Origin of the sequence: Kribbella sp. NPDC051586 (assembly GCF_044453965.1) — a bacterium.
Taxonomy (GTDB): domain Bacteria; phylum Actinomycetota; class Actinomycetes; order Propionibacteriales; family Kribbellaceae; genus Kribbella.
This window is the reverse complement of the sequence record NZ_JBITDF010000003.1, coordinates 639,261-661,788: the sequence shown is the minus strand read 5'-3', so window position 1 is coordinate 661,788 and position 22,528 is coordinate 639,261. Positions and strand designations below refer to the sequence as shown.

The following is a 22,528-nucleotide window of genomic DNA, read 5'->3' as shown; positions in this document are numbered from 1 at the left end:
CGTAGCGAAACAGAGTCAGCACCCGACCGACCGTAACCGGCCCCACCGACAAAAGCATCCAGGTTTCGGTCCGCTCCGCAATCGCGGGCTTACCCTCGTCCCAGGACGTCGTACCGGAGGGGGTGTGATGGCCGGGCAACTTGTCGAGACCAAGCTTTATCGCCCACGGAGCCGGCCCGGTCTGGTGGGCCGGCCGCGGCTCGACGAGCGGCTGGTGCGCAAGGACGGCACCGGGCTGACCCTGGTGTCCGCTCCGGCCGGTTTCGGCAAGACGACGCTGGTTTCGGCGTGGGCCTCCGACGGCGTGGCGTGGGTATCGCTGGAGGAGAGCGACCAGGACCCGATCACCTTCTGGACGTACGTTCTGACCGCGCTCGACCGCGCAGCACCGGGGGTCGCCGACGACGCCCTGACGGTGTTGCAGTCCGGTTCCGCGCCGATCGAGACCTTCCTCGCGAGCGTTCTCAACGAGCTCAGTGTGCTGCCTGGCGAGATCGATCTGGTCCTCGACGACTACCACCTCGCCGACAGCCTCGAGATCAGCCGGGGCATGACCTATCTGCTCGACCATCTCCCGCCCCAGCTGCACCTGCTGATCAGCACCCGCGCCGACCCCGCCCTCCCGTTGGCGCGCCTGCGTGCGCGCGGCGAGCTCGTCGAAGTACGCGCCGCCGATCTGCGCTTCACCCTCGAAGAGGTGAGCAGCTACTTCACCGGCACGGGGCTCGACGCCGACGCGATCGCGACGCTCGAGGAACGCACCGAAGGCTGGATCGCCGCGCTCGGGCTGGCGGCGCTGTCGTTGCGCGGCCGTAGCGACGCCACCGGGTTCATCAACGACTTCGCGGGCGACGACCGGTACGTCGTGGACTACCTCGTCGACGAGGTGCTCGATCGTGAACCGGAGCGGGTACGCAGGTTCCTCCTCGAGACCAGCGTCGTCGATCGATTGACCGGCCCGTTGTGCGACGCGGTGACCGGGCAGCCGGGTGGTCCGGCGATGCTCGAGGCGCTCGAGCGGCAGAACCTGTTCGTCGTACCGCTGGACGATCGTCGGCAGTGGTACCGCTACCACCACCTCTTCGCCGACGTACTGCGGGCGCGTCTGCTCGCCGAGCGCGGCGACATCGCGGACCTCCACCGACGCGCCGCCCAGTGGTACGACGATGCCGGCGACACCGTGGCAGCCGTTCACCACGCGGTCGCCGCCGGAGACACCGACCATGCCGCCGACCTGGTCGAGTTGGCGGTGCCTGCCCTGCGCCGGGACCGGCAGGAGGCGACGATCCGGCGCTGGCTCGACGACATCCCCGGCGAGGTCCTGCGGCGCCGGCCCGTCCTCGGGATCGGATTCGTCGGGGCGTTGATGGCGAGCAACGAGTTCCCGGGAGTCGAGCAACGGCTGCAGGACATCGAGCGGCAGCTGGCCGGGCCGGTCGACGAGCTCGTCGTCGTGGATCGCGCGGAGCTCGAGCGGCTGCCGAGCGCCATCGAGACGTACCGGGCCGCACTCGACCTCATCGCCGGCAACCCGGCCGGCACGATCGAGCACGCCGCGGTCGCGCTCCAGCTCGTCATCCCCGGCGACGACCTCACCATCTCCGCCGCCTCGGCGCTGTCGGCTCTGGCCTCCTGGGCGGGTGGGGATCTCGAGTCCGCGCATCGCGGGTACGCCGCGGCCGCCGCCGGACTGGAACGCGCCGGCCACATCTCCGACGTCCTCGGTTGCTCGGTCACATTGGCCGACCTCGAGATCACCCGGGGCCGGCTCCGGCAGGCGCAGGCGACGCTGGAACGAGCTCTTGACCTCGCCGGCGACGGCATACGCGGCGCATCCGACATGTACGTCGGGCTGAGCCGGATCGCCTGGGAGCGGAACGACCTCGACGCGGCCACCGACTATTTGCGCCGCGCCGAGGAGCTGGGCACGGCGTCCGACCTCCCGCAGAACCCCTACCGCTGGCGGCTCGCGATGGCCCGCATCCGCGAAGCGCAAGGCGACCTCGACGGCGCACTCGACCTGCTGGACGCGGCGATCAAGGTGTACGTCGGCGACTTCTCCCCCGATGTCCGCCCACTGACCGCCGTCCGAGCACGACTGCTGATCAGGCAAGGCGATCTCTCCGCGGCGCAGGAGTGGGCCGACAACGTTCCTGACGAGTTGTCCTATCTGCACGAGTACGAGCACGTCACCGTGGCCCGGCTCATGATGGCTCAGCGCAAGGACGCCGTACCGCTGCTCGAAAGGCTGCGAGCGGCTGCGGAGAACCGGACCGGCAGCCTGATCGAGATCCTCGTCCTGCAAGCCCTCGCCGGCCGCGATCAGGCCGCCCTCGAACGGGCGCTGACGCTGGCCGAACCGGAAGGGTACGCGCGGGTATTCATCGCCGAAGGCGAGCCCATGCTGACGATGCTGCAGCGGCATCGACCCGCATCGGCGTACCTGCGAAGGCTACTCGACGCGGCACGGCAGCCCGCACGCGTGAGCGCTCCGCAGCCGCTGCTCGACCCGCTCAGCGATCGCGAACTCGACGTATTACGGTTGCTCACGAGCGAGCTCGACGGTCCCTCGATCGCACGCGAGCTCGTGGTGTCGCTCAACACCGTGCGCACGCACACCAAGCACATCTACACCAAGCTCGGCGTCAACAGCCGGCGCGCGGCGATCCGGCGGGCCCACCAGCTCGGTCTCCTGACTCGCTGAAGATCACCACATGATGTGATGCGCCCTCACCAGGCCCGCTCCTAATTTGCAGGCATGAACCACGAATCAGCCTGGTACGAAATCCGCCTCCAGGGGCGACTCGATCCCCGGTGGGCCGCGTGGTTCGACGGAATGACGCTCAGCACCCACGCCGACGGCACGACCGTCATCCACGGCCACGTGGCCGACCAGGCAGCCCTGCACGGACTGCTGCAACGACTCCGCGACCTCGGTCTGCCCTTGCTGTCGGTCGACCGGGTCGACATCGATCAAGCGCAAAGGAAACAGTCATGACCATCACCGCACCTGCTCCGACCGCCACCGTCACCACCGATCCGGACCGCGGCCACGTCCGCGCCGCCGGGATCTTCTACCTGGTGACCTTCGCCGCCTCGTTCCCCGCGCTGTTCCTCATCGGGCCGGTACTGAACGACCACAACTACATCCTCGGCGCGGGGCAGGACACCCGCGTGCTGTGGGGATGTCTGCTCGACTTCGTCAACGCTCTGGCGGGTATCGGCAGCGCCGTCGCGCTGTTTCCCGTGATGAAGCGGTACAAGGAATCCCTCGCCCTCGGCTTCGTCACCTCGCGGACCGTCGAGGCCGCGGTGATCATGATCGGTGTCGTCAGCCTCGTCGCCGTCGTCACCCTGCGACAGGACCTCGCCGGCGCTCAGGGCACCGACTCCGCCGCCCTCGCCACCGTCGGCCGCGCGCTCGTCGAGGTCCGCAACTGGACCTTCCTCTTCGGCCCCGGCACCATGCCCGCGATCAGCGCGATCCTGCTCGGCACCCTGATGTACCGGTCCCGCCGGGTACCGCGCTTCATCCCGGCCATGGGCCTCGTCGGCGCCCCGCTGCTGCTCACCGCCAACATCCTGACCGTGCTCGGCCACAACACCCAGCTGTCCACGTGGTCCGCCGCCGCCACCGCCCCGGTCGCCCTCTGGGAGCTGTCCATCGGCATCTACATGACCTTCAAGGGCCTCAAGCCGGCCAGTCTCAACCAGTGATCGGCGCCGCGTGGGCCTCCGCATACCCCGCGGCGGCCAGCCGGTCGAGAGTCTTCTCCAGTACGGCGGTGTCCTCCAGCGTCCGTACCTCGGTGATCTTGCCCCACCGGATCCGCAGGAACTGATGAACGACATTCTCGTACGTCGAACCGTCCACGACGCCCACGTGGACGGTGACTGCTGTCGCGACCCGGGTGTTCCACGGCCAGCCGTCGACGAGCACGTCCCGCACCTCGAACCGGGTGTTCGGCAGCAGCCGGAAGCACCGCTTCCACCAACTGCGGAGCGCCTCGTGGGTCCGCCGCTCGCCGCCGAGCGCGTGATCCCCGTAGAACCGGTACGTGAACGACGGCGCCATCCCGGCCACCATCGCCTCCCAGTTGCCCGCGCTGATCTGCGCGAACGCGGTCCGCACCTGCCGCGCCACGATCCGGTGGTAAATGCCCATGACGCCCACCCTAGGGCGAGTGAGTTCAATGCCGCAACTGACTACACTCGGGGCATGCGGAACACCAGCTTCGCCTCGATGCACTGCTCGCTCGCCCAGTCGCTGGAGCTGATCGGCGACTGGTGGACCCCGCTCGTACTGCGCGATCTGTACCTGGGCCTGAGCCGCTTCGACCAGTTCGTCACCGACCTGGGGATCTCCCGCAACCTGCTGACCGACCGGCTCACCACCCTCGTCGACGGTGGTCTCGTCCGGCGTACGCCGTACCAGCAGAACCCGGTCCGGTACAGCTACGAGCTGACCGAGGCGGGGCAGGAGCTGGTGCCGATCCTGATCGCGCTGACCGCGTGGGGCGATCGCTGGGCAACTCCCCCGGCCGGCCAGCCGCTCCGGTTCACCCACACGACCTGCGGCAAGGTGACCACGGCGACGGTGTGCTGCTCGGAGTGCGGCGAGACGCTGGACATGGCCGACGTCAGGCCGTCGCCCGGCCCGGGCGGCCGGACCGCACCCGGTACGGCATTGATCGAGAGCGTCCTGTCAGGACTCGAGCCGAAGCCGTAGCAGCTCGGCGAGCGGCAGCGACTCGCCGTCGCGGGCGCCCTGACCGACAACGAGCGGCGGGTCGGACGCGATGACGTGCACGCCGGCGACCCGGGCCTTCAGGCTGGCCGGCACGCCGAGGATGTAGAAGTTGCCGTCGACATCCACGGCGAGCGAGCGGTTGCGACGCAGGTACCACCCGGTCAGGCCGGTCCGGTAACTGGTGTTCGATCCGACGACCTGGGCGCGCAACGGCTCGGGCTCGACGCCGCGGTCCTTCATCGTCGCGATGAAGTCGGTCAGCAGCTGACGAGCCTGCGCGGTCTCCGTGGCCTTGCGACGCTCCAACGCGGCCGCATGCTCGACCGCCGCCTGTCGCCGTTCATCCCGCCAACTCGTCACGCACCAACCCTAGGCGACCTCAGTCGACGCAGAGACAGAACGGGTGCCCCGCCGGGTCCAGGAACACGCGGAACGTCGTGCCGGGCTGATGCTCGGGCTTGGTCGCGCCGAGCTTCAGCACCTCGGGCTCCGCCTCGTCGAGGTCCCGGACCATCACGTCGAGGTGCATCTGCTGCGGCACGTCCTGAGTCGGCCAGGACGGCGCCTTGAAGTCCGCCACCTGCTGGAACGAGATGCAGTTGCTCCCGTCCTCCGGCTTGATGTCGGCCCAGCCGTCGCGGGCCTCGACCTTCCAGCCCAGGATCTCGGCGTAGAACCGCGCCAGGACCCCGGCGTCGGGGCAATCCATCACAAAGCTCGGGTACATAGCGATCATGGCTCGAACCCTACTGACGATTCCGGACGATCCACGCCCGGAACTCGAACCAGCGGTGGAGAAATCCATCGCTGGGTTCGATCGGCAGGATCAACAGCTGCGCCGATGAGAACAATCGCCCCGCGCGACCACGCTGGGCACATGCTTCGACTACTCGGACTCAACGCCTATGTGCGTGCACTCGTAGGGATAGGCCTCGGCGGCGTCGGGATCGGCACCCACCGCCCGCTTCTTATCGGCGTCGGCGCCGCGATCACGCTGTGGAGCGCCGCGAACATCGTGATGGACCTCAAGAACCGCGAGCGCCGATGACCGCGATCACCGTCGACGGCCTGACGAAGTACTACGGAGACTTCGCGGCCGTCGACGGGATCAGCTTCGAGGTCCCGGACGGCCAGGTGGTCGCCGTACTCGGGCCGAACGGCGCCGGCAAGACAACCACACTGGAGATCCTGGAGGGCTTCGCGGAGGCGACGTCCGGCCAGGTCCAGGTGCTCGGGGCGAACCCTCGCCGCGGCGGCCGCGCCTGGCGGAGCCGCATCGGACTAGTGCTGCAGTCGACGAGCCTCGAGACGGAGCCGACGATCGCCGAACTGCTGACCCTCTTCGCCCGGCTGTACCCGAACCCTCGCCCGATCGAAGAGGTCCTGGACCTGATCGACCTGACCGTCGAGGCCAAGGTGCGGGTGGGCACGCTGTCCGGCGGGCAGCAGCGTCGCGTCGATCTCGGGCTGGCGATGATCGGGAACCCGGATCTGCTGTTCCTCGACGAGCCGACCACGGGACTCGACCCGGAGGCCAGGCGCCGCTGCTGGGCAACCATCGAACGACTCAACGGCTCAGGTACGACGATCCTGCTCACCACGCACTACCTCGACGAGGCCGACAAGCTGGCCGATCGCGTCCTGGTCCTGTCCGCCGGCCGGCTCGTCGCCGACATGACTCCCGCGGCGATGCGAGCGAGCAGCGGCGTCAGCCTCGTGCGCTTGCCCGTCCCGCCCGGTATCGCACTGCCGCCGAGCCTGGCCTGTCACGTCATCGGACAGGAGCTCGCCTTCCAGACCGATCAGGTCGTCCCGGTGCTCACGGAGCTCATCTCCTGGGCCGATCGGTCGGGGGTCGGTCTGACCGGACTCGAGGTCGGACCGCCGAGCCTCGAAGACGTCTATCTGTCCATCACACGGAAGGACGCGGTCCATGTCTGACATACAACTGCTCTTCGCGCAGCTCAGCCACCAGATCCGGCTGCTCCTGCGCACTCCGCGAGCCATGAGCACCGGCCTGGTCCTTCCGGTACTGCTGCTGTTCCTGAACTCTTCCAACGGCCACGTACCGCCGGCCCGCCTGGCAGGATGCGCAGTACTAGGTACGACGATGATCGCCTGGACCACCCACGGCATCGGTCTGGTCGCGGCCCGCGAGTCCGGCGTGATGAAGCGCTACCGCGCGACGCCCCTGCCCGCTTGGTGCTACCTGACCGCGCAGATCGCCGCATCGGTCGTCATCGCGGTGCTGGCCGGCGCCCTCGCCGTACTCGCCGGTGTGTTGTTCTTCGGCGCCGGGCTGCAGTTCTGGCACGCGTTGATGATGCTTGGCGTCATGATCCTCGGCGCGTTGGCCTGCGCCTCCGCCTCGACCGCGGTGACCGGATTCATTCCCACCGTCACCAGCGCGTTCCCGATCCTGGGCCTCACTTATCTTCCCGTCCTGTTGCTGTCCGGCACAGTCGGCGATCCGCTCAAGACTCACTGGGTCAACGTGGTCTCGTCGTACCTGCCGGTCCGCCCGATCGTCGTAGCAGCGGGCCAAGCGCTCGCCGGTACGACGCCTGCGCCCCACGACATCCTCGTGCTCTGCAGCTGGACCGTTGCCGGGCTGCTCCTTTCGCTGGCGGTCTTCCGTTGGGAGCCCACCCGCACCCGCCAGCGTCGTCCCGCCCGGGCCCAGGTGGCGATCGCGGCGGCGATGGCCCTGGTCTGCGTTGTGCCGTTGACAACAACGACGCGCGCCGAGGCCGCAACGCCTGCCCAGCAATGCGAAAGCCTGCAAGGGCAACACGTTCTCGGCGCGACCGTCACCAGCGCCGCCGTCAACACCAGCGGCACCTTCAGGATTCCGCCGGGGCAAGGCGGTCCTGGTGAAGGCACGGTGGGAACCCCGATCGACGACCTGCCGTCGTACTGCGGCGTCGAAATGCTCAGCACAGATCCGGACTCGGACGGCGCGGACCATTTCACCGCCTGGCTCCCACTCGACTCCTGGACCGGCCGGTTCGAAGGAGTCGGGGGCGGCGGGTTCGTGGCCGGCTTCTCCTACCGCGAGCTCGGCAACGCGATCCGGACCGGCAACGCGGCCATCTCGACCGACACCGGCCACCCTGCCTCGCAGTTCTCCGGGGAGTTCGCGCTGGACGCGAAGGGGCACCTCGATCAGCGCGCCGTCGACGACTTCGCGTACCGCGCGATCCACGACATGACCGTCACAGGCAAGGACCTGATCGACCGGTACTACGGCCGCGGCGCGGACCACGCGTACTTCAACGGCTGCTCGATGGGCGGCCGCCAGGCGATCACCGAGGCGCAGCGGTACCCCACGGACTACAACGGCATCCTGGCCGGCTCGCCCGCGATCGACTTCAACAAGATGGCACCGGGGCAGTTGTGGCCCGTCTTCGTCCAGCAACGCGCCGGGCACTACCTGGAGCCCTGCAAGTTCGCAGCCTTCTACAACGCGACCGTGAAAGCATGTGATCGGCTGGACGGAGTCACCGACGGCGTGGTCGGGAACGTTGCCAAGTGCAACTTCAATCCGGCCAAGCTGCTCGGCACGTCGACGCCGTGCGGGGTGATCACCGCTGCCGACGTGAAGATCGTCCGCGAGATCCTCGCCGGACCGGGACTCTGGTACGGACTCGAGCCCGGCGCCGACCTCTCGTACCTCGCGAACCACCCGCTCTGGATCGCCGTCGGCTGGTACACGTACTGGCTCGCCCAGGACCCGGACTTCGACTGGAAGACGATGACCACCGACCAGTTCCTATCGCTTTACCGCAAGGGCGAACGCGAATTCACCGAGCTCCAGAACGACGATCCGGACCTCACCGCGTTCCGCGACGCCGGGGGCAAGCTGGTGCTCACGACCGGCCTCGCCGACCCGTTGATCCCGCCGCAGGGCACCATCCGCTTCTACGACAACGTCGTACGGCGGATGGGCGGGCAGGACCGCACCGACGCCTTCGCGAGGCTCTTCCTCGCTCCAGGAGTCGGCCACTGCGTCGGCGCCGGCACCATCGGTCCGATGCCGACCGACCCGCTCGGCGCGCTCAGCGGCTGGGTCGAGACCGGAGTCGCACCGGCAACCATCCAGGCAGCCAAGGACGCCGAGACGCGACCGCTGTGCGCCTATCCGAAGGTGGCTCGCTACCTCGGCCACGGCAGCACGGACTCCGCCGACAACTTCTACTGCAGCAACCCTCGCTGATAGGCGTAGCTGACCGCGCGGGCCCGATCGCGGGCGCCGATCTTGGCGAGGAGGTGGTTGACATGGCTCTTCACCGTTGCCTCGCTCACGACCAGTCGCTCGGCGATCTCGCCGTTCGACAGGCCGGCCGCGATCAAGGTCAGCACCTCGGTCTCGCGCCGGGTCAGCAGGTCGTCCACGGCGGTCGTCGGTTGCGCCGGACGGGGTGCGGCGGCAATGGCGTCGACGAGGTGGTGCTGGACGGCCGGGTCGATCGCGGCCCGGTCGTCCAGCACCCGCTGCAAGGCCTCATGAATCTCGGCCGACCGCGCGTCCTTGGTGAGGTAACCACGCGCTCCGGCCCGCAGCGCGGACAGCACCGACTCGTCATCGGCGTACGTCGTCAGCGCGATCACCTTGACCTCCGGGTACAGCTCCCGCAAGCGCCGGGTCGCCTCGACACCGTCACACCGCGGCATCCGCAGATCCATCAGTACGACGTCCGGCCGCAACTCGCCCGCGAGCCGCACCGCTTCTTCACCACCCGCGGCGGTCCCCACCACCTGCACACCGGGCAACAGCCCCAGCACCAAGGCAAGTCCCTCCCGAACCATCCGCTGGTCGTCCACACTCAACACCCGGATCGTCATGCCGGCACCTCCAGTTCAACGCGGAACCCAGTCGGCGTCGGACCGGCCTCCAGCCGGCCACCGACAAGCTCCGCCCGCTCTCGCATCCCGGTCAGGCCGTAGCCTCCCGAGTCCGCCGCCTGCCCCCGAACACCGTGGTCCTGCACGACCAACCGAGCCACTCCAGGCTCGTACGTCAGAAGCACGCAGACCCGGTCCTGCCCGGCCGCATGCTTGGCGATGTTCGTCAGCGACTCCTGCGCCACCCGGTAGACCGCCAACTGCGCGTCCGCATCAAGCGGATGGGCATCGCCACAGACGTCCAGCTCGCACCGAATGCCGGTGTCGTGTTCGAACCGCGCCGCCAACGCCGGCAACTCGCCCGGCCCGGGCAGCGTCCCGCCCTCGCGGAGCGTCGTGATCGCGTTCCGCGCCTCGTCGAGCCCCGACCCGGCCAACCGCCGCGCCCGCTCGATCACAGGTCCGAGCCGCTCGTCGCTCGCAGCGAGCACGCTCGCCCCTTCCAGCTGGAGCAGCAACGCCGACAGCGAATGCGCCAGTACGTCGTGCATCTCCCGCGCCAGCCGTTGCCGCTCGGCGAGAGCAGCCGCCCGGGCATGTGCGTCGCGCGTGCGCTCGAGCTCGATCAGCAACTCCTCGGCCTGCTCGTTGGTCCTGCTCAGCCGCTCCGCCAGCCTCATCACCGCGTAGAAGCTCGCCATCGCGATGCCGGTCAGCAACGCGGAGACCGGCGAACCGTCACGGCGGGCGACGATCAGCGTCACCAGTCCCCCGCCGACCAGCAGACTCCCCGGCAGCGGTGGGAGGCGGCGGCCGATCACCGCCACCGCGACGAACACGCCGAGCACCCCTGGTCCGGACGGCTGCAGCCGCAGCAGCACGACGCTCGCACCGAACAGGACCGCGATCGACAACCACCGAAGCCGGCTGGACCGGTTCCTGACCAGGAACGCTCCGGAGGCACCGATGACGAAGGCAACGATCGCCAGCAGGACGGCGAGCCCCACGCCGTGCAGGTCTGGACCCGGCGCGGTTCGGCACACCATGATCACCTGAAGCACGACGATGACCGGCCCGACCAGGCGCAGCCACAGCCACGTCCTGGCGTGGTGCGTCCGTGCATGACGAAGCGCAGTCAGCGTTGTGGTCACCGATCGACCATAGGCAGCGCGACCATGCGTGGTCAGCGATCCGGGCGAGATCTCAACCCGGAGATCAACCCAGAGTTGGAGATGTCAGCCCTGGGCGCCGACCCGGCCGACGAGGGTCTGCCAGGAGCGGTCCAGACCCGCTGCCAGGCAACCGGCCACCACGGACTCGCGACCGAGCACGCTCGCCTTCACGTCCGGCATCACCGGGGCGAGCCGGTGAAGTTGCTGCGACACCGCTTCGAGGAAGCCGGGGGCTTGTCCGATACCGCCGCCCAGAACGACCAGGTCGGGATCCACGACGGTGATCACCGTGCACACCGCCTTGGCCACGAGCAGTGCCTCCTCGGCGACGACCGCGACCGCGACCGCGTCACCGCGGGCGGCGGCCGCGAACACCTTCTCCGCGGTCGACGCCCCGCGTACGCCGGCCCGCCGCGCCGCACGAACCACCGCGGCCGCCGACGCCGACGCGTCGAAACCGCCACGTTTACGGGCATCCCGCGGATCGCTGCCGCTTCCCTCGGTGAACGGCAGGTACCCGATCTCGCCCGCCACGCCGTGCGATCCGTGCCGGAGCTTCCCGTCCAGGACCAGCCCCATACCGATACCCGTGCCGACCGACACGAAAGCGAAGCTGGCGACGTTCCGGCCGTGTCCGTGCACCCGCTCGGCGATCGCAGCCGCATCGACGTCGTTCTCGATCATCAACGTCGATCCGAACCGGTCTCGTAATGCCGCCAGCGTGGCGGGCGAATCCCACCCGGACAGGCGCCCGGTCAGGGTCAGCGCATCGAGTCGCGGATCGTAGACGCCGGGACTCCCGAGGACGGTCTGGGTCAGCTGCGTGACGTCGATACCCGTCTCCGTGGCGAGGGTCGCGGTCAGGTCCGCCAGCTCCTGGATCCGGGCCATCGCGTCACCCGCCTTGGTCCGCACACTCAACCGGGCCCGGACGTTGCCCGCGAGATCCGCGATCGCACCACGCAGGTACTCCCGCCCGACATCGAGCCCGAGCACGTACCCCGCCTCGGGGCGCACCTCGTACAGCCTGGCCGCCGGTCCAGGTACGCCTGTGCGCTGACCCGTCACATGCACCAGACCGGTCCGCTCCAGTGAGCTCAGCGCCGCCGACACGGTCGGCTTCGACAGTCCGGTCAGGCCGGCGAGCTCGGTCCGCGAGATCGGTCCGGATCGCCGGATGTGATCGAGCAGCACCTTTTCGTTGATCTCACGGATCAACTGCGGGCGTGCCGCGGACGCGCCTGGCGCAACAACCGTCACGTCGACCCCCTCGCTGCTAACAACTCGGCCACCAACTCGTAGTTAAGCCTTGTGGTCCGTTGGTTGTTAAGTTAGTTTCCTATCGATTCTATTGGTTGGACCGAGGAGGTGCCACCCCCGTGGTTCCAACGCCGGTCGTCCTCGGACTCGACTTCGGCGGGACGAAGATCGCCCTGGCGGTCAGCGACCTGTCCGGCCGTCGCCTGGGTGCGCGGACCATCGACAGCCGGCCCGAGTCGGGCGGCGCCGCCGAGGCCATGGCGCGCGGCCTGACCGCCGCCCACGCGCTGCTCGCCGAGGTCGCCCCCGGCCAGGAGCTGGCCGGCGTCGGCGCGGCCACCCTCGGCATCCCGTACGACGACCGCGTCGAGCTGGCTCCCACCTTCCCGGGCTGGGACGACCTCCCGTTCGGGCGCCTGGTGCGCGACGGCTTCCCCGGCGTACCCGTGCGGCTGGCCACCGATGTGAAGGCGGCCGCGGCGGCCGAGCTGCGCTGGGGCGCGCTCGCCGGCTGCGACCCCGGGCTGTACGTCAATCTCGGCACCGGTCTCGCGATCGCGATCGTTGCCGGCGGCACCGTGATCACCGGCGCGCACGGCGCGTCCGGCGAGATCGGCTACAACCTGCGCTCGGCCGGCGACGTGTACGTCGGCGCGGACGAGCGCACGATCCTGGAACACGTCGTCAGCGGTCAGGCGCTCGAGACCACCGGGTCCGCCCGGCTCGGGCGCCGGGTCACGGCCGCCGACGTCTTCACGATGGCGCGGACCCAGCCGGATGCCGCCGTCCTCACCGACGGGTTCGTCCGGGAGCTGGCGATGCACCTCGCCAACCTGGCCATCGCCGTCGATCCGGTCCGGATCGTCGTCGGCGGTGGGCTGGTTCGTTCCTGGGACCAGATCGAAGCCGGCCTGCGTCGCGCCCTCGACGCAGCCGTCCCGTTCCCGCCGGAGTTGTCGGTGGCCCGGTTTCCTTCGGACGCACCGCTGATCGGGGCGCTCGCCCTTGGCGTCGAGGCAGCGGGAGTTGTCCTCGGTGCAGAAGCATTCGCATGAGCAGGATTTCCAGTAGCGAAAGGCAGAGACGATGAGGGGCATCACACGCATCGCGGTCGCCGCGGTAGCGGTCGGCGCACTGACCGCCGGATGCGGCGGCGGCGACAAGCCGATCGGGAGCGGGGCGTCGTCGTCCAACCCGTCGTCCTCGACGAGTAGCGGCGGCAGCACCGGCCAGTACAAGAAGGGCGGCACGGTCACCATCGCCAACGTCGGCGGACAGACCTGGCCGTGTCAGTTCAACCCGTTCAACCCGTCGGTCAACGGAGTCGCGGGCGGCTTCGTCTACGAGCCGCTGACGTTCGTCAACGTGCTGAAGGCCGGCGCCACCACGCCGATGCTGGCCACCGACTTCGCCTGGTCGCCGAAGAAGGACTCGATCGTCTTCACCATCCGCGACGGCGTGAAGTGGAGCGACGGGCAGGCGTTCAGCGCCGACGACGTGGTCTACACGTTCAACCTGATGAAGCAGCAGCCGGCCCTGGACATCTACGCGCTGTGGACCGGCGCCGGGCTGACCAGTGTCACCGCGGCGGGCAACAAGGTCACGCTGAAGTTCAAGGGTGCGGCCGAGCCGTACTTCTTCAACTTCGCCAATCAGGTCAACATCGTGCCGAAGCACATCTGGTCGACCGGTGAGGCGGCCTCCAAGCCGGCCACCTGGGCGGACCCGAAGCCGGTCGGCACCGGGCCGTACACGGTCGAGTCGTGCAGCCCGAACAACATCTCCTACACCGCCAACCAGTCGTACTGGCAGCCGGGCAAGCCGTACATCCAGAAGGTGCAGTACCCGGCCTACCTGGACAACAACCCGGCCAACCTCGACCTCGCCAGCGGCAAGGCGCAGTGGGGCGGTCAGTACATCCCGAACATCGACAACTTCTACAAGTCGAAGTCGCCGGAGAACAACTACTGGTTCCCGCCGACCGCGAACGTCGCCCTCGTGCCGAACAACGACCCGTCCCGTCCGGCGACCAGCAAGCTGGCGGTCCGGCAGGCGCTCGCGTACGCGCTCGACCGGGAGCAGATCTCCAAGATCGGTGAGAGCGGCTACCAGCCGGCCGCGAACCAGACCGGCGTCGTCACACCGACCTTCGACAAGTACTTCGACAAGGACGCCCTGGCCGCGGGCGGGTACGACAAGCCGAACACCGACAAGGCGAAGCAGCTCCTGCAGAGCGCCGGGTACTCCGAGTCGAACCCGCTCAAGCTCAGCGTCATCACCGTCACCGGCTACACCGACTGGGACGCCTCGCTCGCGGTCGTCAAGCAGCAACTGGCCAAGGTCGGCGTCGAGCTGAGCATCCAGGACCTGCAGCAGCAGTCGTACAACCAGAAGCTCTACACCGGTGACTACGATCTGGCCTATTCCAGCCAGACCGGCGGACCCACGCCGTACTACGAGCTGCGGCAGCTGCTGTACTCGAAGAACACGGCGCCGATCGGCAAGCAGGCGAACAGCAACTACTCGCGGTACAGCAACCCCGAGGTGGACAAGCTGCTCGACCAGTACGCGAGCGCCGACCCGGACACCCAGGTCAAGCTGGTCAAGCAGATTTCCGGGTACATGATCAAGGACGTGCCGGTCATCCCGACCACCGAGTCGGTCGACTGGTACCAGTACAACACCAAGGACATCGAGGGCTGGCCGACGCAGGACAACCCGTACGCCCAGCCGGCGCCGTACAACATCCCGGACGCCGGGCAGGTGCTCGCGAACCTGTACTCGAAGTCGGCCCAGAAGTAGTCCGGAAGTACCGTCCAGAGTGAGCACGAGGAGCTATTTGCGGTGAGATACCTGCTACGACGTCTCGGGTTCTTCGTGCTCACGCTCTGGGCCGCGATGACGCTGAACTTCTTCATCCCGCGGATGATGCCCGGCAGTCCCGAGGAGGCGCTGCGGGAGCGGCTCAGCAAGGGTGGCGCGGTGGTCACGGCGGACCAGTTGCGGACCGTCCTGGCCGAGTTCGGCTTCGAGCCGGACAAGAACATCGCGCTGCAGTACGTGGAATATCTGAAGGCGATGGTCACCGGGCACTGGGGCGTGTCGATCGGCAGCAGCCTCGGCGTCCCGGTGACCACACTGATCAGCAGCGCGCTGCCGTGGACGCTCGGGCTGGTCGGCATCACGACCGTCCTCGCGTTCGCCCTCGGCACGCTGATCGGCACACTGTCCGGCTGGCGGCGCGGCGGGCTGATCGACGGGATCGTGCCGCCGGTCTTCATCGTCACGTCGGCACTGCCGTACTTCTGGGTGGCGCTGCTGTTCATCTCGCTGTTCGCGATCGGCGACCACGCGATCCTGCCCAACGACTTCAACTACGACCAAGGACTGACGCCGGGATTCAACGGCGAGTTCATCTTCAGCGTCCTCAAGCACGGCATCCTCCCGGCCGCGACGATCCTGATCACCGCGGTCGGCGGGTGGATCCTGACCATGCGCAACAACATGATCACCACGCTGGCCGAGGACTACGTCCGGATGGCGCGGGCCAAGGGCATCCCGAGCCGCCGGATCATGTTCGGGTACGCCGGCCGGAACGCGTTCCTGCCGAACCTGTCCGGCTTCGCGATGTCGCTCGGCTTCGTCATCTCCGGCACGATCCTGGTGGAGTACGTGTTCAACTACCCCGGCCTGGGCTACATGTTCTACAACGCGACCGTGAGCACCGACTACCCGTTGCTGCAGGCACTCTTCCTGCTGGTCACGCTGGCAGTGCTGATCTGCGTGCTGCTCTGCGACTTCGCGGTTTTCCTGCTCGACCCACGAGCCCGGACGAAGGGGTAACGTCGATGAGTGCGATCGTCACCGGCGCCGCTGCGCCCACCACGACTGCCACCCGCCGCCCGCGAGGCGGCCTGTTGCGCGCGATCATGCGCAACCGCAAGGCCATGCTCGGCGCGGGCCTGCTGGTGCTGTTCATCCTGCTGGCCGCGTTCCCGCAACTGTTCGTCCCGAGTGCGCACCACGATCCGCAGGCGATCGGCGACCTGCCGCTGCAGCACCCGTCCGCCCAGCACTGGCTCGGTACGACGGGTCTCGGCCAGGACGTGTACGCACAGCTGATCTACAGCACCCGGGAATCGCTGGTGATCGCGGTCGTCGCCGGCGCCGGCGCGACGATCCTGTCCGTACTGATCGGGGTCTCGGCCGCGTACCTCGGCGGGTTCGCCGACGACGGCCTGTCGATGCTCACCGACATCTTCCTGGTGCTGCCGACGTTCCCGCTGATCATCGTGCTGGCGACGTACGCCGGTAAGGGCAACCTGACGGTGATCATCATCGTGCTGATCCTGACCGGGTGGTCGTACGGCGCGAGACAGATGCGGGTGCAGGCGTTGTCGCTGCGCAACCGGGACTTCCTCGAGTCGGCGCGGGTCCGGGGCGAGCGGTCGTCGTACATCATCGTGGTCGAGGTGCTGCCGACGATGATCTCGCTCATCGTCGCGAACTTCCTCGGCGCCGCGCTGTACTCCGTGCTCACCGCCGCCGGCCTGCAGTTCCTCGGCCTCGGCGATCCCAACTCGCTGAGCTGGGGCACGATGCTCTACTGGGCCCAGAACCAGGGCGCCCTGGTGAACGGGCTGCCGGCGTGGGCGCTGTCCCCGGGTCTGGCGGTGGCGCTGCTCGGTGTTTCCTTTGCCCTGCTCAACTATGCGTTCGACGAGATCAGCAACCCCGCGCTGCGGCCGGTTCGGAGGCGACGTGCCCGATCAGCTTCTTGAGGTCCGTGATCTCACCGTCGAGTACGACACCGGTGCACATCCGGTCGTCGCGGTCGACCACGTGGATCTGGACGTACAGGCCGGTGAGTTCGTCGGTGTCGTCGGCGAGTCGGGGTGCGGGAAGTCGACGCTGCTGTTCGCGATCGCGCACCTGCTGAGCTCGCCGGCCGCGATCACCGGCGGCAGTGTGAAGTTCTTCGGGCAGAATCTGGTCACGATGAGCGAGAAGAAGCTGGCGTCGCTGCGCTGGCGCGACTTCTCCGTGGTGATGCAGAGCGCGATGAACGCGCTGAACCCGGTGAAGAGCATCGGCGCCCAGTTCCACGACACGATCATGGCCCACGACGAGGTGGTCGACGACAACCGTCCGGCCGAGGTACTGCGGCTCGTCGGCATCGACCCGATCCACCTGAAGAGCTACCCGCACCAGCTGAGCGGCGGGATGCGGCAGCGGGCGATGATCGCGATGGCGCTGCTGTTCACGCCGGACCTGATCATCATGGACGAGCCGACGTCCGCGCTCGACGTGGTCGCGCAGCGGTCGCTGATGGTGCAGATCAAGGAGCTGCAGCGCAAGCTCGGGTTCGCGGTCATCTTCGTCACCCACGACATGTCGCTGGTCAGCCACTTCTCCGACAAGCTCGTGGTGATGTACGCCGGGCAGGTGGTCGAGTTCGGCGCGACGCGGGCGGTGTTCGACCACCCCGAGCACCCGTACAGCGAGGGTCTGCTCGACGCGTTCCCGTCGATCCGCGGGCCGAAGGTGCCGCTGACCGGCATCCCCGGCAGCCCGCCCAACCTCGCCGACCCGCCGCCCGGCTGCCGGTTCCAGCCGCGCTGCCCGAAGGCGTTCGAGGACTGCCCGAAGATCGAGCCTGATCTCTACCAGGTCGGCGCCGTCCAATCGCGTTGCCTACTGCACGCACCGTCGATCGAGTCCGCCCGGGAGGTCTCATGACGAGCCTGGATGTCGAGCCCGGCGTGACCGACTCGGCCGCGGCGCCGGTGATCGAGGCGCGCGGGCTGACCCGGCACTTCAAGGTCGGGCGGGGGTTCTCGCGGCAGATGCTGCACGCCGTCGACGACGTGAACTTCTCGATCGGGCACCAGGAGATCGTCGCGCTCGCCGGTGAGAGCGGCAGCGGGAAGAGCACGATCGCGCGGTTGCTCGCGGGCGTGTACAAGCCGACCGCCGGCGAGATCTTCTACCAGGGCCGGGCGATGTCGACGTTCAGGTCCCGCAAGGACCAGTTGTCCTACCGGGGCGACGTGCCGATGGTGTTCCAGGACCCGTTCAGCTCGCTGAATCCGGCGTTCCGGGTGTCACACGGCATTCTTCGCAGCCTGAAGCTGCACCGGCCCGAGTTCAGCCGGTCGCAACGCGAGGACGAGGCCGCCCGGGTGATCGAGGCGGTCGGGCTGACGCCGGCCGGCGACATCATGCACCGGTACCCGTACGAGCTGAGTGGTGGCCAGCGGCAACGAATCGGGTTCGCGCAGGCGCTCGCGCACAAGCCGAAGCTGATCCTGGCCGACGAGCCGGTGTCGATGCTGGACGTGTCGATCCGGATCGGCCTGCTGAACCTGATGGCCGAGCTCCGCAGGACCGAAGGCGTCTCGTTCCTCTACATCACCCACGACATCGCCAGCGCGCGGTACGTCGCCGACCGGTTGATGATCATGTACGCCGGGCACATCGTGGAGTCGGGTCCGGCCGAATCGGTGCTGGCGAACCCGAAGCACCCGTACACGGACCTGCTGCTGGGGGCCGTGCCGGATCCGCGTGCGCCACTGAGCGAAGGCATCGAAGGTGACACCGGCGAGCCGCCGAAGGTCATCGACCCCACACCGGGCTGCCGCTTCCGGTGGCGCTGTCCGCTGGCGATCGACAGGTGCCACGTCGAGACCCCTGTTCTTCGGCGTCTCGGTGAGAACCACGAAGCAGCCTGCCACGTGGCCGAGCCCGACGCGGGTTTCGTCAGCACCGCAGCTGGATCTCCAGGGGATGATCTGGGCTGACGGTCGTCGAGCGGGTCAGGGTGACCACCGCCCGGTTGCCGGTGGCAACTACTCGGGCCGGTACGTCGGTGTGGCCGAGGCGGGCTTCGACGTGGCGGGCCGGCTTGGTGGTTTCGAAGGAGAGTGTGGTCAGGTCGAGGTGGCCGTAGCGGAGCTCGACCGCTGCGGTCAGGGAGTTCGGGGTACGGCGTTGGCGGTAGAGGCCCCAGCCCTCGGCTGAGGTGAACGCGCTGCGGAAGTCGTCGGGGTTGATGCGTGGCGCGAAGCCGAGGTGCTGCTTCGGGCCGTGGTACTCGTAGCCGCAGGCGGCCAGGTAGACGCCGAAGCCCATCATGGCGCGGGCGTAGTGGTCGCTGGCCTCGATCTCGTTGTAGGGGTTGCGTTTCTCGGCCGAGTAGCGGTCGTACATCGCCCGCGTGACCGTCAGCGCTTCCTCGGTGAGGCCTTCGGCGAAGAGGTGTGCTGCGAACTGGTACTCCTGGCCGGTCCACACCTCGTTGAAGTACATCAGCCCGCGGGTCTCGTCCGAGCCGCCGTGCGGCCAGGTCGCCATGATCACGCCGCTCTCACCGTCGGTCGTGTACACGCGGCCTCCGCCGATGCCCGGCGGGCGGTACGTGCCGGGGTCCTTGCGGAAGTTGGATTCGTACAGCTTGGTCAGCGCAGTCCGCGCCTGCTCCTTCGGGAACACCCGAGGCAGTCCGAGCTGGGCGGCGTACGTCTGCCCGTACATCTGGTCGATGAACAGCCCGCGGTTGCTGTTCTCCGCGGCCGGATGCGCCGGGTCGACCTTCTGCACGTAGTACCCGTAGTCGTCGTTCCACAGCTGCGACGACAGGTACGCCGCTCCGCGGTCCGCGATCGTCGTGTACCTGGAGGCGGCGGACGTGTCACCGACATCACCGGCCATCGCGGCGGCTGCCCGCAGCGACGCGACGTACAGGCCACTGATCCACGGCACCTCGCCGAACCATTCGGTGTCGAGCGTGTTCCACTGACTGCCGCGGAAGATCCCGTCCTCGTCAGCTCCGTCCCGGTGGGTGATCAGGAACTCGACCGCGGTCCGCACCCGCGGCCAGACGCGGCGGAGGAACGACGTGTCCTTGGTCATCTGGTGCTCGCGGTAGATCCGCAGGATCGTCCCGGTCTGGCCGTCCGCGAACGAGGTCGACGCATCGCCGGCCTCACCGCGGTTGCCGATCTCGCCGGTCGGCCGGAACGCGATCCCGAGATCCACGCGCTCGCGGGTGTCCCGCTCCAGCTCGGGGAAGAGCCGGCCGATCGCCTGCGCGTAGTTCCAGACGTGCTCGCAGGTGCCGGCGCAACAGTATGTCCCCTCCCAGGCGTAGAAGCGGCCGTCGTCCCAGCGGTAGCACGTGCTCGTCGCGATCGTCGAGGCCGTGGCGAGGGTGCGCTCGAGGAACCAGTGCGGGAGCGACGAGTCGTCGTACCACGTCTTCACCCAGGTCTTGGTGTCGCGCTCCAGCCGGTCGACGTTCTTGGCGAGGTACCCGACGACGTCGCGGGCCGAGCTGAAGCGGGTCGCGTAGTGGCGGCGGAACGTCGAGGCGCCGACGAGCTCGGCGAACAGCTCGCGCTCCGGGTTCGGGAAGAACCAGCCGTAGGCGAAGCAGACCGTCCGCGACTCCCCCGGCGCCAAGGTGACGTCGACCGCTACCGTCCCCGCCTGCGGACCATCGGTGTCGACCGGCCCGTCCGTCGCGTCGAAGAGCTTGTCGATTGTCGACCATTCTGCGATCGACGGCCGGGTGACCGCACCGGGAGTCAGCGCTGCCAGCGCGAACGTGCCGCCGTCCGGGCGTTCCGCGACGGGCTGCCGGCGGATCGGGCGGTCGCTGAAGATGATTCGGTCCACGTTCACGTGGCCCCAGCCACCCTGGTTGTTGTCAACAATCTGAATGTGCGCGCTCCGGCCGGCGTACTTCCCGACGTCCATCGACACCGCGGTCAGCGGCTCGATGTCGGTCCCGGCCGTACTGGCCACCACCTCGCCGCCGACCACGACGTTCAGGCAGGTCTCGCCCTTGTGGTGCCCGCCGCCGACCCACGCGGTGACGAACCGGCGCTCGATGACGAAGTCGCGACTGGTCAGCGATCCGGTGTACGCGTCGGGATCGCCGGACGCACGGAAGTTGTACGACGTGACGAAGCGCCCGCTCACGTTCAGCTCGGTCCGCAACCCGAACGGCCGCCGGAACCCGTCCGGCGTCTCGGCCGCCGTCACCGGCCCGGCGCCGAACGCGTCGCCGGTCACTGTCCAGCCCTCGTACGTCGTCCTGTCCCAGTTCTCGAACAGGATGTCCGGCCGGTCCGTGAAGACGATCGCGTCGCAACTGATGTGCCCCCACGCGCCGCTCTGCGCGTCGACGATCTCGATCTGCGCGGTCCGGCCCTGGTGCGCGCCCACGTCCAGCATCTGCCCGACCAGCGGCTCGCTCTCGTCACCGGTCGCCGACGCCACAACGTTGCCGTCGACAACGACATTGACGCAGGTCTGCCCCGGGTGCCGACCGCCGCTGACGCCGACGGCGACGTACCGGCGCTCGATGGTGAACTCCCGGCTGGTCAGCTTCCCGACGGCCGCGTCGCCACCCGCGGTGTACGACGTCACGAAGCGCGTCCCGGAGACGTTGAGATCCCCGAACCGCTTCATCAGGTTCGGTACGTCGAGTTGCCGGACCGGACCAGCGCCGAACGCATCGCCCTCGACCGTCCACCCGTCGTAGGTGTCCTTCTCCCAGTCCTCGAACAGGATGTCGCCCTGCTCGGCGTCCAGATCGTCGATCGCCCCGAACTGGACGCCGCCCTTGAAGCCGCGCGCCTGCAGCGTGGTGGGCTGGCGGTAGCGGCTGTCGATGCAGACCGGGTTCTCGGCGTACCCGAGCAGGGTTGCGCGGACGGTGGACCTCGAGGTGTTGCGCAGCTTGAAGGACATGATCGTCGCCGGCAGCGTCGAGTCCAGCGTGGCCAGCGGGACGAACGGCGAGAACGCCTCCAGTTCGACGTCGAGCGGGCTGCCGGCGTCGTCGTACGAGACTCGGCCGATCGGGTACGAGCCGGTGAACCGGACGTCCTTGAAGCCGGCCGCGTCGACCGATCGGGTCGTGGTCCGGCCGCGGGTGGTCGTGCGGAGCGCGAAGCCCTGCCCGAACTGCGATGCGCCGGGCTGGTCGGCCGAGAGCGGGTCCGCGTAGTTGTGCCCGGAGAAGTCCGCGCCTCCGAGCGGGAACGAGGACGGGTTGAAGATGTCCCAGGCCCACAGTCGCCCGTCGCCGGCGAGGTAGACCTGACCCGTCGTACCGCCGCCGACCGGCATCCCGATCCTCGGCAGTGCGGCGCCGGTGTACGAGGTGGGCGCGCCGCGATCGAACAGCACATCGGTGGCGACCCGTGGCGGCACCGCCAGCTCGTGCGGAGCTGCGAGAGCCTGGCCGGGAACGGCGAGTGCGCCGACCGTTCCGGCTCCGAGAGCGATGAAGGTACGGCGACTCAACTGCGCTCGGGGGCAGTCGCCGGCGCAGGAACGGCTCGCACAACCGGGGGGCACGTTCATTCGGTTCTCCTTGGCGGGCGGTGGGAGAAATCGATTTCCGACACCGTAGTCAGCGCCCGGCCGCAGGTCAACGGGTCCCGGCCGATGGAATGTTGTTCGACGCATATCAAACAACGGCGTAGGGTGT

At 68.5% G+C, this 22,528-nt stretch carries 20 protein-coding genes; 13 read left to right on the top strand and 7 right to left on the bottom strand.

Translation table 11 applies throughout. The features are described 5' to 3' along the window. The first annotated feature begins 127 nt into the window (after positions 1-127). Genes ACIA58_RS21965 through ACIA58_RS21955 form a run of 3 tightly spaced genes read left to right on the top strand, consistent with a single transcriptional unit; the run spans position 128 to position 3,717 of the window. Positions 128-2,704 (top strand): LuxR C-terminal-related transcriptional regulator, encoded by a 2,577-nt coding sequence (locus tag ACIA58_RS21965; RefSeq protein ID WP_396405593.1) that lies wholly within the window; start codon positions 128-130, stop codon positions 2,702-2,704. Between the two features lie 54 nt (positions 2,705-2,758). After that, on the top strand, positions 2,759-2,998 hold the full coding sequence (locus tag ACIA58_RS21960; RefSeq protein ID WP_396405592.1) for a hypothetical protein: 240 nt from the start codon (positions 2,759-2,761) through the stop codon (positions 2,996-2,998). Next, a complete protein-coding gene (locus ACIA58_RS21955) occupies positions 2,995-3,717 on the top strand; it encodes a DUF4386 domain-containing protein (RefSeq protein ID WP_396405591.1) in 723 nt (240 codons plus the stop codon). The genes ACIA58_RS21960 and ACIA58_RS21955 overlap by 4 nt, the downstream gene beginning before the upstream one ends. Here the strand turns inward: ACIA58_RS21955 and ACIA58_RS21950 are convergent. Further along, positions 3,707-4,165: a nuclear transport factor 2 family protein gene (locus ACIA58_RS21950; RefSeq protein ID WP_396405590.1), complete on the bottom strand. Its 459-nt coding sequence runs from the start codon at positions 4,163-4,165 to the stop codon at positions 3,707-3,709. The two genes, ACIA58_RS21955 and ACIA58_RS21950, sit on opposite strands and share 11 nt — an antisense overlap. A gap of 54 nt (positions 4,166-4,219) precedes the next feature. Between ACIA58_RS21950 and ACIA58_RS21945 the strand changes: the two genes are divergently transcribed. Continuing rightward, complete coding sequence (locus tag ACIA58_RS21945; RefSeq protein WP_396405589.1) at positions 4,220-4,729, top strand: winged helix-turn-helix transcriptional regulator; 510 nt, start codon at positions 4,220-4,222, stop codon at positions 4,727-4,729. Here ACIA58_RS21945 and ACIA58_RS21940 read toward each other — a convergent pair. Next, positions 4,706-5,110, bottom strand: coding sequence for a hypothetical protein (locus tag ACIA58_RS21940; protein WP_396405588.1), 405 nt, complete (start codon positions 5,108-5,110; stop codon positions 4,706-4,708). The genes ACIA58_RS21945 and ACIA58_RS21940 overlap by 24 nt on opposite strands. A gap of 19 nt (positions 5,111-5,129) precedes the next feature. After that, positions 5,130-5,486, bottom strand: coding sequence for a VOC family protein (locus ACIA58_RS21935; RefSeq protein WP_396405587.1), 357 nt, complete (start codon positions 5,484-5,486; stop codon positions 5,130-5,132). A gap of 141 nt (positions 5,487-5,627) precedes the next feature. On the opposite strand from ACIA58_RS21935, the gene ACIA58_RS21930 reads away from it, so the two are divergent. Genes ACIA58_RS21930 through ACIA58_RS21920 form a run of 3 tightly spaced genes read left to right on the top strand, consistent with a single transcriptional unit; the run spans position 5,628 to position 8,966 of the window. Then, complete coding sequence (locus ACIA58_RS21930; protein ID WP_396405586.1) at positions 5,628-5,798, top strand: hypothetical protein; 171 nt, start codon at positions 5,628-5,630, stop codon at positions 5,796-5,798. Continuing rightward, positions 5,795-6,691 carry an ABC transporter ATP-binding protein gene (locus ACIA58_RS21925; RefSeq protein WP_396405585.1) on the top strand — a complete coding sequence of 299 codons (897 nt, stop codon included), beginning with the start codon at positions 5,795-5,797 and terminating at the stop codon, positions 6,689-6,691. Before ACIA58_RS21930 ends, ACIA58_RS21925 begins: the two co-directional genes overlap by 4 nt. Then, on the top strand, positions 6,684-8,966 hold the full coding sequence (locus ACIA58_RS21920; protein ID WP_396405584.1) for a tannase/feruloyl esterase family alpha/beta hydrolase: 2,283 nt from the start codon (positions 6,684-6,686) through the stop codon (positions 8,964-8,966). Before ACIA58_RS21925 ends, ACIA58_RS21920 begins: the two co-directional genes overlap by 8 nt. Here the strand turns inward: ACIA58_RS21920 and ACIA58_RS21915 are convergent. The 3 genes from ACIA58_RS21915 to ACIA58_RS21905 all read right to left on the bottom strand — a co-directional run bounded on the left by ACIA58_RS21915 (position 8,945) and on the right by ACIA58_RS21905 (position 12,027). Continuing rightward, entirely contained in the window at positions 8,945-9,595 is a 651-nt protein-coding gene (locus ACIA58_RS21915; protein WP_396405583.1) for a response regulator, read from the bottom strand. The genes ACIA58_RS21920 and ACIA58_RS21915 overlap by 22 nt on opposite strands. Then, on the bottom strand, positions 9,592-10,746 hold the full coding sequence (locus tag ACIA58_RS21910; RefSeq protein ID WP_396405582.1) for a histidine kinase: 1,155 nt from the start codon (positions 10,744-10,746) through the stop codon (positions 9,592-9,594). The genes ACIA58_RS21915 and ACIA58_RS21910 overlap by 4 nt, the downstream gene beginning before the upstream one ends. 84 nt (positions 10,747-10,830) lie before the next feature. After that, positions 10,831-12,027, bottom strand: a complete 1,197-nt coding sequence (locus ACIA58_RS21905) for an ROK family protein (RefSeq protein ID WP_396405581.1) — start codon at positions 12,025-12,027, stop codon at positions 10,831-10,833. A gap of 119 nt (positions 12,028-12,146) precedes the next feature. On the opposite strand from ACIA58_RS21905, the gene ACIA58_RS21900 reads away from it, so the two are divergent. The 6 genes from ACIA58_RS21900 to ACIA58_RS21875 are packed head-to-tail and all read left to right on the top strand — an operon-like array spanning position 12,147 to position 18,827. Further along, positions 12,147-13,082 carry an ROK family protein gene (locus ACIA58_RS21900; protein ID WP_396405580.1) on the top strand — a complete coding sequence of 312 codons (936 nt, stop codon included), beginning with the start codon at positions 12,147-12,149 and terminating at the stop codon, positions 13,080-13,082. A 31-nt stretch (positions 13,083-13,113) separates the two neighbouring features. Further along, complete coding sequence (locus tag ACIA58_RS21895; RefSeq protein WP_396405579.1) at positions 13,114-14,829, top strand: ABC transporter substrate-binding protein; 1,716 nt, start codon at positions 13,114-13,116, stop codon at positions 14,827-14,829. 42 nt (positions 14,830-14,871) lie between these two features. Continuing rightward, positions 14,872-15,870 carry an ABC transporter permease gene (locus ACIA58_RS21890; RefSeq protein WP_396405578.1) on the top strand — a complete coding sequence of 333 codons (999 nt, stop codon included), beginning with the start codon at positions 14,872-14,874 and terminating at the stop codon, positions 15,868-15,870. Between the two features lie 5 nt (positions 15,871-15,875). Then, a complete protein-coding gene (locus tag ACIA58_RS21885) occupies positions 15,876-16,808 on the top strand; it encodes an ABC transporter permease (RefSeq protein ID WP_396405577.1) in 933 nt (310 codons plus the stop codon). Next, entirely contained in the window at positions 16,789-17,766 is a 978-nt protein-coding gene (locus tag ACIA58_RS21880; protein WP_396405576.1) for an ABC transporter ATP-binding protein, read from the top strand. The genes ACIA58_RS21885 and ACIA58_RS21880 overlap by 20 nt, the downstream gene beginning before the upstream one ends. Further along, the gene (locus tag ACIA58_RS21875; RefSeq protein ID WP_396405575.1) at positions 17,763-18,827 is read left to right on the top strand and encodes an ABC transporter ATP-binding protein; all 1,065 of its coding nucleotides are present in this window, start codon (positions 17,763-17,765) and stop codon (positions 18,825-18,827) included. The genes ACIA58_RS21880 and ACIA58_RS21875 overlap by 4 nt, the downstream gene beginning before the upstream one ends. On the opposite strand, the gene ACIA58_RS21870 is transcribed toward ACIA58_RS21875, so the two are convergent. Beyond that, complete coding sequence (locus ACIA58_RS21870) at positions 18,787-22,401, bottom strand: GH116 family glycosyl hydrolase (RefSeq protein WP_396405574.1); 3,615 nt, start codon at positions 22,399-22,401, stop codon at positions 18,787-18,789. The genes ACIA58_RS21875 and ACIA58_RS21870 overlap by 41 nt on opposite strands. Positions 22,402-22,528 lie beyond the last annotated feature (127 nt).

What these genes read in the sequence shown, in the direction of transcription:
- ACIA58_RS21965 (WP_396405593.1), top strand. Translation starts at nt 128, where the DNA reads ATGGCCGGGCAACTTGTCGAGACCAAGCTTTATCGCCCACGGAGCCGG.
- ACIA58_RS21960 (WP_396405592.1), top strand. Translation starts at nt 2,759, where the DNA reads ATGAACCACGAATCAGCCTGGTACGAAATCCGCCTCCAGGGGCGACTC.
- ACIA58_RS21955 (WP_396405591.1), top strand. Translation starts at nt 2,995, where the DNA reads ATGACCATCACCGCACCTGCTCCGACCGCCACCGTCACCACCGATCCG.
- ACIA58_RS21950 (WP_396405590.1), bottom strand. Translation starts at nt 4,165, where the DNA reads ATGGGCATTTACCACCGGATCGTGGCGCGGCAGGTGCGGACCGCGTTC.
- ACIA58_RS21945 (WP_396405589.1), top strand. Translation starts at nt 4,220, where the DNA reads ATGCGGAACACCAGCTTCGCCTCGATGCACTGCTCGCTCGCCCAGTCG.
- ACIA58_RS21935 (WP_396405587.1), bottom strand. Translation starts at nt 5,486, where the DNA reads ATGATCGCTATGTACCCGAGCTTTGTGATGGATTGCCCCGACGCCGGG.
- ACIA58_RS21930 (WP_396405586.1), top strand. Translation starts at nt 5,628, where the DNA reads ATGCTTCGACTACTCGGACTCAACGCCTATGTGCGTGCACTCGTAGGG.
- ACIA58_RS21925 (WP_396405585.1), top strand. Translation starts at nt 5,795, where the DNA reads ATGACCGCGATCACCGTCGACGGCCTGACGAAGTACTACGGAGACTTC.
- ACIA58_RS21920 (WP_396405584.1), top strand. Translation starts at nt 6,684, where the DNA reads ATGTCTGACATACAACTGCTCTTCGCGCAGCTCAGCCACCAGATCCGG.
- ACIA58_RS21915 (WP_396405583.1), bottom strand. Translation starts at nt 9,595, where the DNA reads ATGACGATCCGGGTGTTGAGTGTGGACGACCAGCGGATGGTTCGGGAG.
- ACIA58_RS21895 (WP_396405579.1), top strand. Translation starts at nt 13,114, where the DNA reads ATGAGGGGCATCACACGCATCGCGGTCGCCGCGGTAGCGGTCGGCGCA.
- ACIA58_RS21885 (WP_396405577.1), top strand. Translation starts at nt 15,876, where the DNA reads ATGAGTGCGATCGTCACCGGCGCCGCTGCGCCCACCACGACTGCCACC.
- ACIA58_RS21875 (WP_396405575.1), top strand. Translation starts at nt 17,763, where the DNA reads ATGACGAGCCTGGATGTCGAGCCCGGCGTGACCGACTCGGCCGCGGCG.
- ACIA58_RS21870 (WP_396405574.1), bottom strand. Translation starts at nt 22,401, where the DNA reads ATGAACGTGCCCCCCGGTTGTGCGAGCCGTTCCTGCGCCGGCGACTGC.